Genomic DNA, 13,188 nt, shown 5'->3' with positions numbered 1-13,188 from the left:
CGTGTCACTGAACTGTCATGAAAAAGGAGTTGTTACTTGATACCTCTCTTGGCTACCTCATCGTTCACTTCTTTGATGGCTTCAGGCACACCTTTGGAGTCGTAACTCTTAACAATTTCTTTCCACTGGGCAATCGGATCCCCTTTGCCCAAAATCACTTTAATGATGTCATTCTGGATATCGGGGTCTAGAGCCGCAAACTTGTTTTTAGCTGGAGTCGATATCGCATTGAAATCAAAGTTGACAGGCATCAGCGTATTTTCCTGTTTATAGCGATTCCACGTTTCAATTTGCAGCTTCAGCAGTGCGGCTCCTTCAGGATCGGAGCTTACCACTTTTTTGCCCTTATACAGGAGGGGGTCCCATGCGGCAAGCCAAACCAGTTTTGACGTGATCGGGTATTTGTCGGCGAGCGTTTCACCGGCTTTCAACAGGGAAACGTATTGTCCATTTTCCACTTTATAATCGATATTCTCGATTCCGTTAATCCCCAGGATCCTATACTCGTCAGACAGCATGTAATCCAACACTTGGAGAGAACGTTTGAATTTATCATCGCTAATGGTACTTGCGAAAAACGTATTGGACCAGAAAGGCGCTCCCGCAGTCGAATAGCGCTTTCCGTCGGCCGCAGGCCAGATGTTCAAGTAACCCATTGCTTTCGAAGGGCTGACGCCAGGATTCGCTTTTTTGAATGCGGATACTTGTTCATCAGTCACGCCTTCCATGCCATAAAGCGCAAAGCTTTGGCCGGACAAAAACTTGTTGGTGCCGTCGGCGTCTTTCTGGATGGCAAAGTCCTTGTCAAGAATACCTTCCGAATAGAGCGTGCGAAGCTGCTTGATACCCGGATAGGCTTTCTCGGACGTAAAAGCGGGAATCCACTTGCCGTTTTCCTGGGTCCAGTTATTGCTAAACACCATTTCGGGGAAGCTTCCCAAGAATTGCGTTAACAGATAGCCTTTCGAATTAATCGTCAAACCGGTGACACCGGGGTGTTTCTGTATGACTGCTTTGGTCATGGCCAAGAATTCGTCAAAGCTTGCCGGTTCCTTGGTAAATCCGGCTTCCTCCGCCCAATCCTTCCGATAACGGATGGGCCTGCCCAGCCTGCCATCGCCGATATCCTCACCGCCAAAACGCGGAACCGCATAATATTTCCCATCCACTTTTAACGGCTGCAAGGCCGGTTCCACAGCCGGACTGGAAAAGAGCTTTTTCAAATTCGGATACGGGCTCAGATCGTCGGGGAGCGGCTTGATGACGCCTTGCTTGGCCCAGGTTTGGTACAACCCCATATCAACCTCGTTGGCGAACATGTCGGGAAGCTGCTTGGACGCTGCCCATACCTTTGCTTTCTCCTGCCAGTCGTTCCAGGTAATCTGCACCGGTTTGATCGTGATGTTGAATTTCTTGGTCAAATCGTTGTAAACGGTGTCATTTTTTGCATTTGAAGCGTTAAAGCCTGTCTCAATGTCCCATACTGCAACGCTGAGCTCCAATGGCTTGCTCATTGCCGTATCATCTGGCTTCTGTGATGCGTTTGACGTTACGCTTGGGGTATTTGTCTTGCTCTCCTCTTTGCTGCAGGCGGATAGCGCCGTACCTGCAAGCAAAATCAAAGCCGAACATGCTAATGCTCTTTGTTTGGACATCATTTTTATAAACCCTCCTTGTATTTTTGAAGCTCAGGATGTATATAATAACGGCCGAAGCCACTATTATCATTCTTTGACGGAGCCAATCATAACTCCCGCATTGAAGTGTTTCTGCACGAATGGATAAACCATTAATATGGGAATGGCGGAGACGATGATCATCGCTGACTTTACCGATTCCGGGTAAACGTTTTGCATTTGTGCGGCTAACTGTTGGCCTGCCGGGTTGTTGATCGACTGACTCAGATTGGTTATCGTGTCTCTTAATACAAGCTGCAAGGGATGCAAGTTTATATCGTTGATAAACAACATAGGAAGCCACCATTCATTCCAGCGATCAACCGCATAAAACAAGGACATGGTCGCCATGATCGGCAACGAAACGGGTATGACGACGCGAATGAGGATACTAAGATCGTTAGCCCCGTCAATTTTGGCCGACTCCTCAAGAGCAGGATTGACGCTTCCGAAGAAGTTCTTCATCAGGATGAGGTTGAACGCGTTTACAGCCGCCGGCAAAATCATGACAAGTAAATTATTCTGCAAGTGCAGACCTTGAATCGTCAAATAATAGGGAATAAGACCGCCTGAAAAAAACATCGTAAAGATGATGCAAGTAAGGATCACGTTTCGGCCAGGCATCGAATTCTTGGATAACGCGTAAGCGCCTGTCGTCGTTACTACCAAATTTACCAATGTGCCTAACACGGTCACGAAGACCGATATAAGCAAACCTTTGACCACCTTGCCTTCATGAAAAATATATTGATACGAAGAGAGATCAATGGATCTCGGAAACAACATGACCCCTCCCGCTTTCCTGTCTAATATGGTAGACAAGGACAGAACGAGCGTTTGATAAAACGGGAATACAGCCGCGATCGCGCACAGCCCCAGGATGATCGCGATCAGCGCATTAGTAACCGATAAGCGCTTCAATAGAGGCCCCCCTCCTTCATAACATTCTTCACAAAAAAGTTTGATCCGAAAAGCAACAAGCAACTGATGACGGATTTCAGTAAACCAACCGTAGTGGAATAGCCGAACCCCGTTGCGTCTACAAAAGCGCTGCGATACACGTAGGTATCGAGAATATCGGCGCGTTCATAAACGGCCGGGTTATACAAATTGAAGATCTGGTCGAACCCGCCATTCATAATACCGCCGACGGCCAGAATAAGCAGAATAGCTGCCGTGGTACGAATCACTGGCCATGTAATGGCCTTCATTTGTTGATAACGGTTTGCGCCGTCTATGGCCGCCGCCTCATAAAGCTCGGGATTGATACCCGCGATGGCTGCCAGATAAATAATGGAGGACCAGCCTGCTTCTTTCCATATGTTCGACGTGAACAGCAGCGCCAGAAAACTTCCGTCGTGGATCAGGATCGTGTTTTTTCCCCATCCGAATAGCTGCAGGATCTGATTGAGCACGCCCTGATCGCTCAGGATACTCGTTATGATTCCGCTTAACACGACCCAGCTGATGAAATGCGGAAATGTAAATACGGTTTGATAGATCCGCTTTAATTTACCGTGTCGCATTTCATTCAGCAGGATCGCCAGCAGGATCGGGATCGGAAATTCGATAAGCAAACGCCCGAAGCTGATCAACAAGGTGTTGTTGAACGCATGCAGGAATTTCGGATCGCCCAGCACATCCCGAAAGTTTTGAAAGTTATTCCAGGGACTGTTCATGATGCCCAGAGAATAATTGAAGTCCTTAAAAGCCAAGATCACGCCGTACATAGGCACATACGCGAAGATCAGAAAGAACAGCACGGTTGGAAATACCATCAAGTAGAAGTACTTATGACGGACGATTTCCTGCCATTTGCGATTGGTTTTTCCCTTCAAACGCCCCTTGTATTTCGCGTGACTTACTGTATTTTGCATACCCCTCTCGCCTCCTATCTCGTCTATAAATCTATTGTAAAGGAAACGCTTCCATAGGGGTATGTCGTTAAATTAGTGTTATTCTTGTATTTTTCATGTAACTTTATGTCGAATTGGAGGAGAAATTGTCTTGCACCTAATTCAAGTACAAGTTTTCGATAAGGAATACAAAAAAAAAAAAAAACGGCCTCCGTTAATTAGGAGCCGGAAATATAGCCGTTCTGACTTTGGTCGTAACGATAGCTTCTTGGCGGACTGCCCATCATTTTTTTGAACATTTTACTGAAATAAAAATAATCCTGGTATCCTACCTGATCCGCTATATCGTTGATCGGAATGGACGTAGTTCTGAGCAACACCGAAGCGCGGTTCATTCTAAGACCGGTTAAGTGCTCGGTAAAGGTTTTATCCAGTTCTTTTCTGAATAATTGCGAGATATAATTCGAGTTTAAGTTGAATTGTTTACTTAAGCCCTGAATTGTAATGTCCTCGCCAAAGTGCTCGTTGATGTATTCCAGTATGGCAGAGAATGTATGAATGCGTCCAGACTGCATGGAAACATGCTGTTGATCAGTCTGCTCCCCCCGGAACAATCCCTTTAAATAATCGATCATATCCCGGACATCCTCAAACTGATCTGCCAAGTGTTCGAAAGAATAGAGGTATAAATCGTCCGAATCCATACCTTTTCGACTTAACTGCGTAATGCAATCGTTATACAACAACAGGGCATGCCGGATATTCAGAAGACCGCTCTGGAACATGGATAACAAGGAATCCATATGTGCGTTGAACGTCTGGTTATTTCCGTCTGTCGGCACTGCAAATGCCGACTTCGTGTCATTGGTTTTCCATGATTCTTCCCATGTGAAGATTTCGGCTAAAGTGAAATATTGATAGGCTTGAAGCTCTGCATCTTGGATAGCCTGTGTAAATCCTTCCGTATCGACACCCCGTTTGCTGAACCCGATTCCTTTTAAGAAATGACGACTTTCAGAAGCAAATTGGGTCATTAATTCGGTCGCATCACTGTCAGCCATCACGTATATAAACTTGCGATAACCGATACGCAACGTAATGCAAGGTGTTTTTTCATTGATCGGAAACTTGTCCCTTCTCACTGTAAGCATGATACGCAAATCTTCTTTTCCGGAACTTGTCATGCCGGCCAAAGCTAACTCACGCTGCAATCTGCTGGTTGCTTCTGGCGTACCGTTCTCGATCAAATCAAGTATTTCGCCTTCAGGCAACAGACGAAGGGTGTCTAATTCACGCTTGATCTTTTTAAGATACCCCATGATTTCCATCTCGTCGAAAGGTTTAAGGCAATAACCGGATATGTTATTCTGGATTGCTTTCTGCACAAGAGCAAATTCCGCCAGTCCGCTCACGATTATAAATTTGGCGGATATACCCGCATCGTCCAATCGTTTTTTCAGTTCCAGCCCGTTCATTCCGGGCATCCGGATATCGGAAAAAATCACGTCCGGTTGAATATGTTTGACAGCTTCCACTGCCTCCTCCCCGCTAAGCGCATATCCGACAACTTCATAGCCGCAGCCCTTCCAATCCACCGTCGCTATCAAGCTTTCTATAACCAGTTCCTCGTCATCCACAATAAAGACTTTATACATGACCTTCACCCCTAACCGGTATTGTAAGCGAGACCGTTGTTCCGCCTTCAAGCTCGCTCGTCATCCTGATGCCGTATGGTTCTCCGAAAATCATGCGGATTCTTTTATGGACATTTGCCAGTCCGATGCCGGATACGGAATCGCCATCAAGGCCATCTGTTGGCGATAAGCATTCCATTGTATTATTAATTTCCTCTAACTGTTCCAAACTTATTCCTGTACCGTTATCATTAACGGAGAGATACAGGTTCTCCCTGTCCCTATAGCCTTTTATCACCAACACACCAGTTTGTCTGAGCGGCTCAATGCCATGTTTGATGGCGTTTTCCACGATGGGCTGCAAGATCATTTTAGGGACAAGACATGCGAGGCATTCCGTAGGAATATCGTATTCCACATGCAAGCGTTCGCCAAATCGGATTTGATGAATGAAGATATAGTTTTTTATGATGATCCATTCTCTTTCCAAGGAAATCATATCAGGTCCCTTGATACTGTAACGGAAAAACATAGCTAGCGCCTTTGTCAGTTCGAATATTTTCGAAGAACCCTCTCTAGCGGCAAGACCTTTGATCGATTCCAGCGTATTGTATAAAAAATGCGGATTGATTTGGCTTTGCAAAAAGCTGAGTTCCGCTCTCCGTTTAATCAACTCCGACTCGTAGAGGACACGCTTGCTTTCCAGCAAATGATCCGTCAATTTCTCAATTTCCGCCAACATTTCATTGAAACGTGAAGCCATAATAATCATTTCCGCATAACCATCTACATCGATTCGTTTGCTGAGATGGTTTTTTTCCCCGAGACTCACTTCTCCCATCAACCTCATAAACTTCTTCAAAGGCAGCAGAATGTTATTGCTCACGAACAGAAGAGGTATAATCATCAATACGAGTGCAATTGCAACCATGATAAGCTGCTGTTGACGGATCACATTAAGACCTTGAAGGAGCACATGATTCGGCATGGCAATAACAATTTCACCGTCCATATCCGGAATAGCTTCCCTCTGAATCATATATAGACTGTTATGATTCAACAATCTATCTTTGGGAATCGGCTCCCCAAGTTTACTTGAATCATCATTCGTATAGAAGAGCCTTCCGTTACGATCAGCCATGTAGATTAAGGCACCCTCGGGTAAATTGACAGGGTTGCCGTCGCCAAAGAGCAGTCGATTGTCGATTATCAAAAGCAGAGTTCCAAGTTCACTATTGACGGCCTCAAAATCAGTTGTTGAATAGATTGGCACTCCCGCAACCAACACCGGCGTTGTAGTATAAGGTAAATCGATCATTTTAAGCCCCAAAAAATAGGACAAGTTATCTCTCGGAATTTCCCTGGAAATTGCTTCAATTTGAGCCGAATTGGCCAGGAAGTTGAATACGGCGCCGTTATTTTCAACCAGTGCAATATCCAAAATAGCCTTTTTCATTTTCCTCATATCTGACAAATAAGCTTTTAACTGGTTGAACATTTCTAACTTTTGGACTGGATTTTTTTCAGACAAAAAATTTTGTACGGTTTGTCCGTTATAGGCAATCGTTTCCATAATTCTTTTAACATCATTACTATTCGAAGAAATGGACTGGTTCAGTTGCGAAATAACACCTTTGATGTAATCGCTGTTATTCTTCTTTACGACATTGACGGCACGGTAATAATTCACAGCCATAATCGAAATCATAACCATAACAATTAATAAACCCAGTAAAGATAACTGCATCGTGATGGGAAGTTTTTTCAAATATGATCGTTTCATGTGATATGTCCTTTTTTTTCATTCTGTATTTGGAAAAAATTGAAAAAGTGCGCCAAACCAAGGATAATGGTATCTGCGAAGAAACCCATAAACCTTGAGAGGAGCACCTATATGTTGAATAGTAAACGATAATAATCCTCAAGTAAAGAGATACCAGAATTTTCACCGTAGTGGTAGCCGACCCTCTTCAAAAACCTTTTATGACGGAATGCAGGCGCAAGGACAGGACAATATCGTAAACCTAGTTCGCTGCGCTTGGGCAGTCAGCCAACGATATGGCGCATTAGTGTGGTCGGGAGATATTCATTCTTCATTTGAAGATTTCAGAGAACAAATCGTTGCAGGCCTTCATATGGGAATGGCAGGGATCTCTTGGTGGACGACGGATATCGGAGGCTTTGCAGGAGGTAACTCGGACAATCCCAAATTCCGTGAACTGCTGATCCGATGGTTCCAATGGGGGACTTTCTGTCCTGTTATGAGTTTGCATGGCGATCGCAGTGGAGGCAAGGATGTATTAAGAAAAGACGGCAGCAAAGCATTAAGTACCGGCGGAAACAACGAGGTATGGAGTTTTGGGGATGAGGGTGAAGGTGCAAGTTGGACGGATGCACGTACAGGAAGTATCTTCGAAGGCGGACAAACCATTCATGTTGAAGCTCTTCTAAGCAAGATTCCGGTATTTTTACGGGACGGAATGCAAGTAATTCCAGACGTTAAAGCAGTTTACGCAGCATTACATTGAACTATGTGCGACCTTCAGCAGTGATGCTTACCTCTCTTTCAATGCGCTCTCCAAGCAGGGATATGAGCAGTTTCAGTTTTTTTAATATTTTCTTCAACTTTCCGCCGATGAATTTGGTGTTGAATCATTTCAATAAATTCAGTGTCTAATTTTAGTTTCGTAGCTTCATTTAACATATTTAACAATTCTTCATTCGATAATGACCACACAACTTGTCATCTCTATTTGAAATCGCCTTCAAATAATATTATTCTTTGTTCTTTTAATGCTCCTGCGGTGAGTCCACTAACAAATTGTTTCTGAGCTAACAGGTAGGCGGCTACAACAGGAAAAGTTCCGAAAAACACGAAGGCAAACATATGACCCCAATTGGAAGAATGAGGACCTATTGCGGTATAAATGCCTAATGTAATGGTATGAACCTGCCCGATCAGGAGCGGTGTCAGGAAGTCATTCCACATCGAAAGCCCGATAAAGATTGCTGTTGTTGTACATGGTTTAAGTAGAGGAAATATGATTTGCCAAAACGTTCTGAGTTGTCCAGCCCCGTCAAGTGCTGCCGATTCTTCCAATTCTCTTGGTACTGACTGAAAAGATATCTTCCCCCTCATCTTTTCGATAAACGCCAGTCAAGATCTTCATGAGAGTTTATTTCCTGCTCCGTTTTCTCCAACCAGAGCATGAACCTCGCCGGGGAGCAATTCAAATTTGCAGTTGTTTTATGCATGCACACCGGGAAAATGCTTTTCAATTCCTTCCATTAGCATTAGCGGTTTACTCATCTTATCTCTCCCCCATTGCTTTATACTTGCATTTTAATTGTCTTTCCGATTAGTTTAAATTGATTATTTTATTAAAAAATATTCTCTGAAAAAAAGAAACCGTTCCTTCCGCAAATGGTAGATCGTACTCCCATTTTAGTTAAGAACGGTCTCTTACAATTATTTCACTACTCAACCTTTACAATTTGCTATTGCTGATTATACCCGGGGCCTGCTGTTCAATCCATGATCTCTAAAGTGATCTTGTAAACATAGATGCCCTTTTCGATTTTATATTCATCGTGAATATTTTTGGTCCAACCGTTGTCTCCGCCAAGACCTGCATGTTTGTAATCGATATGAAGGAAAACGGAATCGGATGTGCCAAGCTCATCTTCATAGGCGGCATTGTCATATTGTCCGATGCTGTATGGATGAATATCAAAATGGAAGTGACCCGCCGAGGTAACTTTTACCTTGCGATCATCCGCAGAAACATATAGATAACGGACATCTTCCTTGCCTCCGCATTCAACCGGTACGATGTAGGGAACATGTTGTTCTTCAACAGAGCTTTCATATATACCAACGAAGGCAGACGTTTTACGGTCCGCATAGTTTTCCCATGGCCCGCGACCATACCATCTGATATTCTTCCAGGCAGCAGAGAAGTTAAAGTTTAGGCCGATTCTCGGAATCGTATCGACATTGGCATTATTCACGACAGTGTTGGTAATTTCAATCCCTTTGCCGCCAATTGCATAGTCAGTTCGTGTTTCAATGCACCCATGATACAGAGCATGAACCTGAATGATAACGGAGGCAGGCGCAGCATATACCCGGATACGCATGATCTCTTTCTGATTGGAGTCCAGCCCAAGGCTTATCCAATCATCCGCATAGTTCAGCGTCTCACCAGGTATACCAGCGTCTATCCCCGTTGGCGGGCGATAGAAATTGTTAGCTCCGCCCGTAAAGTAGTCCCGGTTCTTGTATCTCACAGAAATGAACTCTGCCGTTTCTTTCGAGAAGACTACGTTCGTATTTTCATTATGAATATGAATTCGATCTGCAGCTTCTTCATATACCAGGCTTCCACTTTCAATATCTCCGGTATGAATTTCATAAACGGAATCATTCAACTCGATCTGGCATGCATACATACAGGTTCCCTTATTTGCATAATAGGTGTCCTCGTTCAGATAAGAATAGAAATTCAGGTACGCTTCTCCAGAGACCTTGGTTGGATCATATGGTGCCTGAACACTGTCCATAGATCCGGCCGGCGTATTCAATTTGGGTAATGTACCGTTTTCGACAACCTCCCCGTCGCAAACAAGTTCCCAACCGATGTCGAGGTGGCTTAAGTCTCGATGCGTATAATGATTATATATTCGATAACTTTTGTTGCCATGAATAGGATAAGGCCGTTCAAAGTAATCGATCTGGACGGGAGACTGAACATATTTGATTTCATAGGCAGCCGGTTTCGGTGTTAAATCCGGAAATACAATACCGTTCAGGCACATATCGGGCGCAGCATCCATAATCTCTTCTTGGAATGCGCCGCCATAAACATATTTTTTGTTCCCGGATTCATCAGTCCTAACAAGCGCTTTATCCTGGAAATCCCAAATAAAACCGCCCTGAAACCGTGGGAATTTATGAATAAGGTCCCAAAATTCCTTGAAATTCCCGTTGCTGTTGCTTTTCGCGTACGCATATTCGCACATAATAAACGGCCGCAAATCTTCGCAGTTGGCCATGCAATCCAGGATCCAATCCTTCTGAGGATACATAGGTGCCACGATATCTGAAATATTGGCCGGAGGATTCAAGGACTCATACTGAACATATCTTGTTTTATCATATTCCTTCATCCAGCCGTACATTGCGGCATGGTTCGCTCCGTAACCGGATTCATTTCCCAGGGACCACAGAATGATCGAGGGATGATTCTTATCTCTTAGCACCATTCGTGCTGCACGTTCCATATAAGCATGCGTCCATTCGGGAGATGCGCTCAACTGGCCGCCGATGCCATGAGTTTCGATATTGGCCTCATCCACTACATAAATGCCCAATTCATCACAGAGGTCGTACCATTCGACTGCATGCGGATAGTGACTCGTTCTTACCGCATTGATATTAAGCGATTTCATGATCTTAATCTGCTCACGCATATACGCCGTTGACACCACGCGCCCGGTTTCGGGACAAAACGCATGAAGATTCGTTCCACGGATGATGAGACGTTTGCCGTTTATTTTCAATATCCCGTTCTTATCGATGCTAACTTCGCGAAAGCCGACATTTGAACTCTCGATGTCAACGACATTTCCGTCAGGGTCGATCATTTCCAATACCAATCTATAGAGGTAAGGAATTTCGTCGCTCCACAATTGGGGACTCTTAATGGTTTGTTTGGCCTTCGCCGCATAGTTGTCTTGCAGGTAGGATCTGCAATCCGCAAACTTCGGCGTTTCAAATTGCGCGACCAATTTTTGATCGTGATCGTATAGAGACAGGCGCGTATGAGCTTCCCCGTAACAGCTTGCTTGATGATTAGGGTAAACCGTTACGGCTAATTCGGCATTGTCGTATTGACCCGAAAAGAGCGTTTCGATTTTATAATCATGAATGCGCATTCGCGGTTTGGCATAAATCAGAACATCTCTGTAGATCCCCGATAGATGCCAGTAGTCCTGATCCTCCAGATAAGTACCGGCTCCAAATCGCATCACCTGAACGGCTAAATGGTTCTGTCCCATTTGGATGTAATCCGTAATATCGAAAGAAGCGTTAAGCTTGCTGTCCTGCGAATAACCGACGAGCTTCCCGTTTAACCACAGATAAAAGCAAGATTCCACGCCGGCAAAATCGATAAATAGATCTCGGTCTTTAAAATGTTCGAGAATTTCGAACGTGCGAACATAGCATCCGGTAAGGTTATCCTCTGGCACATAAGGCGGATTCAAAACAAATTCATCTTTCTTCAGTTGAATTTCATGATGAGAGTCCGCCCCCTTCTGTGCAAAGGGATACTTGATATTGGTGTACACTGGTTTTCCATATTCGAAAAGCTCCCAGTTGGAAGGAACCGGAATATCATCCCAACGGGACACGTCATATTCAGGATGATAGAACTCATCGGTTACCACGCCTGGAGACGAAAACAATTTAAATTTCCACGAGCCGTTTAAGCATTTTACATATTTGGACGTTCTGCGATTGCCGCTTAGCGCCTGTTCTACAGTTTCGTATACTCCGTACGGCTCATGCATGGGGTAACGGTTCTTTTGAGTGATATGCGGATTCTCCCAGTCTCTGTTCGGCTTCATACGTTTTAAATAATCCCCCCATCAATTGTTCTAATTGGTTGTACTATAAAATCGATATCCTTATAATATAAGGATAAGTCTTCATATGAAATGTTAAGTCTGGTAATTCATTTATCCATTTTGGTAGGTGTAGCGACGATATGAATTACGACGATATAAAGGAAAATGATGTTGTATACCGGTGTATCGGCGACGATTTCGACCAAGGCATTTTGTCATGCGGCTTTATGAGAAAATTAACGGCAGAGCGTTCCCAATATGACTTTAAGATCGGATATTACAGCTGTTTTTTGATTCTGCAAGGCAGTGGACGATATATCTCAGAGGACGGTACCGTTATTCCGATGCAAGCGGGGGATCTGGTTCAGCGTTTGCCCGAACGTTTGCACTCCACCGAAATCGAGCCAAATGGGGAATGGATAGAGTTTTATATTAGCGTAGGTTATCCTGTCTATCATTACCTAATAACACTTGGAATTATTAATTCCGATAAAGAGGTGCAAGCAACGCAGGTTACGAGCGATTTTGTTATTGATTTTGCTGCCTTGCTAAACAACCTTAAAGGCGCTGCAGATGAAAGGCTTCCCTATTTGCTGATGAAAACACAAGAGCTCATTATCCGATTACATGGCAGCGTTCATTATACGCAGAGAGAGCACAATGATCCTAAAATGTCGAAGGCTTGCCAACTAATCGGCGGCTCTAATGATATCCATTATGATATGAAGGAAACTGCAGCAGCCGTAAATATGGGCTATGAGAATTTCAGGAAGTTATTTAAAGCCACGACCGGGATTTCCCCTCAGCGATACCACATCGAACATTTAATGAAACAGGCAAAAATGATGCTCCTCTCCGGACTCCCCATCAAACATGTAGCCGTTAGTCTTGGTTATGGGGATATTTACTCCTTTACCAAACAATTTACTAAATCGGAAGGAATGCCTCCAGGACGTTATATTCGTAACCGCCACAGGTGACAATACTTTACAGCCAATATAGGCATTTCGCTCAGAAAAAAAACAAATAACAAAGTCCCGAGAAACCGGGGCTTTGCCAACAATCTGAAACCGCTCCGAAGAGCGGTTTATGTTTCTTATCTGGTCACCGATCCAGGATTCTAATTAACTTTGGATAATTGCCACATTTGGTTATTGGTGTTATTATCCGACCATTCGATGATTTGCGCTCCATCTGTTGTGGAGGCGCCGTTTACATTAGCCAAGAGCAAGGGCGTCCGTCGCGATGCGGAGTCTGGAGGAAACGGGAGGCAAGGAGAAAGTCCCCCTATTTATGAGCAATTTTCATTCCGGAAGTAATGATAAAACAGCAGGCTGATCGTAAAAATTCCGTGAGCCAGTTATGCTCACGGAATTCAGATTTCACGAAGCT

Annotated in this window: 11 protein-coding genes and 1 pseudogene; 2 read left to right on the top strand and 10 right to left on the bottom strand. The window is 44.2% G+C overall.

Annotated features, from left to right (window positions below; all coding sequences use genetic code 11):
• Positions 1-32: 32 nt before the first annotated feature.
• The 5 genes from QFZ81_RS07565 to QFZ81_RS07545 form a co-directional block, all read right to left on the bottom strand.
• On the bottom strand, positions 33-1,658 hold the full coding sequence (locus tag QFZ81_RS07565; RefSeq protein WP_307445972.1) for an extracellular solute-binding protein: 1,626 nt from the start codon (positions 1,656-1,658) through the stop codon (positions 33-35).
• 66 nt (positions 1,659-1,724) lie between these two features.
• Positions 1,725-2,597 carry a carbohydrate ABC transporter permease gene (locus QFZ81_RS07560; RefSeq protein WP_307445973.1) on the bottom strand — a complete coding sequence of 291 codons (873 nt, stop codon included), beginning with the start codon at positions 2,595-2,597 and terminating at the stop codon, positions 1,725-1,727.
• Positions 2,594-3,553 carry an ABC transporter permease gene (locus QFZ81_RS07555; RefSeq protein WP_307445975.1) on the bottom strand — a complete coding sequence of 320 codons (960 nt, stop codon included), beginning with the start codon at positions 3,551-3,553 and terminating at the stop codon, positions 2,594-2,596. The genes QFZ81_RS07560 and QFZ81_RS07555 overlap by 4 nt, the downstream gene beginning before the upstream one ends.
• A 197-nt stretch (positions 3,554-3,750) precedes the next feature.
• On the bottom strand, positions 3,751-5,187 hold the full coding sequence (locus tag QFZ81_RS07550; RefSeq protein WP_307445977.1) for a response regulator: 1,437 nt from the start codon (positions 5,185-5,187) through the stop codon (positions 3,751-3,753).
• Positions 5,180-6,949, bottom strand: coding sequence for a sensor histidine kinase (locus tag QFZ81_RS07545; protein ID WP_307445979.1), 1,770 nt, complete (start codon positions 6,947-6,949; stop codon positions 5,180-5,182). Before QFZ81_RS07545 ends, QFZ81_RS07550 begins: the two co-directional genes overlap by 8 nt.
• Positions 6,950-7,067: 118 nt before the next feature.
• Here QFZ81_RS07545 and QFZ81_RS07540 point away from each other — a divergent pair, with 118 nt between their 5' ends.
• Positions 7,068-7,694, top strand: a complete 627-nt coding sequence (locus tag QFZ81_RS07540; protein WP_307449998.1) for a TIM-barrel domain-containing protein — start codon at positions 7,068-7,070, stop codon at positions 7,692-7,694.
• Positions 7,695-7,732: 38 nt separating this feature from the next.
• Here the strand turns inward: QFZ81_RS07540 and sda are convergent, their stop codons facing one another.
• The 4 genes and pseudogenes from sda to QFZ81_RS07525 all read right to left on the bottom strand — a co-directional run bounded on the left by sda (position 7,733) and on the right by QFZ81_RS07525 (position 11,796).
• Positions 7,733-7,903, bottom strand: coding sequence for a sporulation histidine kinase inhibitor Sda (sda, locus tag QFZ81_RS37255; RefSeq protein ID WP_373462692.1), 171 nt, complete (start codon positions 7,901-7,903; stop codon positions 7,733-7,735).
• A 12-nt stretch (positions 7,904-7,915) separates the two neighbouring features.
• The gene (locus tag QFZ81_RS07535) at positions 7,916-8,305 is read right to left on the bottom strand and encodes a carbohydrate ABC transporter permease (RefSeq protein WP_307445981.1); all 390 of its coding nucleotides are present in this window, start codon (positions 8,303-8,305) and stop codon (positions 7,916-7,918) included.
• A pseudogene (locus QFZ81_RS07530) lies at positions 8,298-8,476 on the bottom strand (ATP-binding cassette domain-containing protein); the annotation flags it as partial. The gene QFZ81_RS07535 and the pseudogene QFZ81_RS07530, both read right to left, overlap by 8 nt.
• 218 nt (positions 8,477-8,694) lie before the next feature.
• The gene (locus tag QFZ81_RS07525) at positions 8,695-11,796 is read right to left on the bottom strand and encodes a glycoside hydrolase family 2 TIM barrel-domain containing protein (protein ID WP_307602141.1); all 3,102 of its coding nucleotides are present in this window, start codon (positions 11,794-11,796) and stop codon (positions 8,695-8,697) included.
• Positions 11,797-11,936: 140 nt separating this feature from the next.
• Between QFZ81_RS07525 and QFZ81_RS07520 the strand changes: the two genes are divergently transcribed.
• Positions 11,937-12,776 (top strand): helix-turn-helix domain-containing protein, encoded by an 840-nt coding sequence (locus tag QFZ81_RS07520; protein WP_307445984.1) that lies wholly within the window; start codon positions 11,937-11,939, stop codon positions 12,774-12,776.
• A 140-nt stretch (positions 12,777-12,916) separates the two neighbouring features.
• On the opposite strand, the gene QFZ81_RS37250 is transcribed toward QFZ81_RS07520, so the two are convergent.
• Entirely contained in the window at positions 12,917-13,021 is a 105-nt protein-coding gene (locus QFZ81_RS37250) for a hypothetical protein (RefSeq protein ID WP_373463650.1), read from the bottom strand.
• Positions 13,022-13,188: the final 167 nt, after the last annotated feature.

Source organism: Paenibacillus sp. V4I9 (assembly GCF_030817295.1).
GTDB lineage: Bacteria > Bacillota > Bacilli > Paenibacillales > NBRC-103111 > Paenibacillus_E.
The sequence above is the reverse complement of the archived record's forward strand: the minus strand, read 5'-3'. Positions and strand labels throughout refer to the sequence as shown.

Bases quoted from the DNA above. Each gene is read 5' to 3' on its own strand.
- QFZ81_RS07565 (WP_307445972.1), bottom strand. From the start codon at position 1,658: ATGATGTCCAAACAAAGAGCATTAGCATGTTCGGCTTTGATTTTGCTT.
- QFZ81_RS07555 (WP_307445975.1), bottom strand. From the start codon at position 3,553: ATGCAAAATACAGTAAGTCACGCGAAATACAAGGGGCGTTTGAAGGGA.
- QFZ81_RS07550 (WP_307445977.1), bottom strand. From the start codon at position 5,187: ATGTATAAAGTCTTTATTGTGGATGACGAGGAACTGGTTATAGAAAGC.
- QFZ81_RS07545 (WP_307445979.1), bottom strand. From the start codon at position 6,949: ATGAAACGATCATATTTGAAAAAACTTCCCATCACGATGCAGTTATCT.
- QFZ81_RS07535 (WP_307445981.1), bottom strand. From the start codon at position 8,305: ATGAGGGGGAAGATATCTTTTCAGTCAGTACCAAGAGAATTGGAAGAA.
- QFZ81_RS07525 (WP_307602141.1), bottom strand. From the start codon at position 11,796: ATGAAGCCGAACAGAGACTGGGAGAATCCGCATATCACTCAAAAGAAC.
- QFZ81_RS07520 (WP_307445984.1), top strand. From the start codon at position 11,937: ATGAATTACGACGATATAAAGGAAAATGATGTTGTATACCGGTGTATC.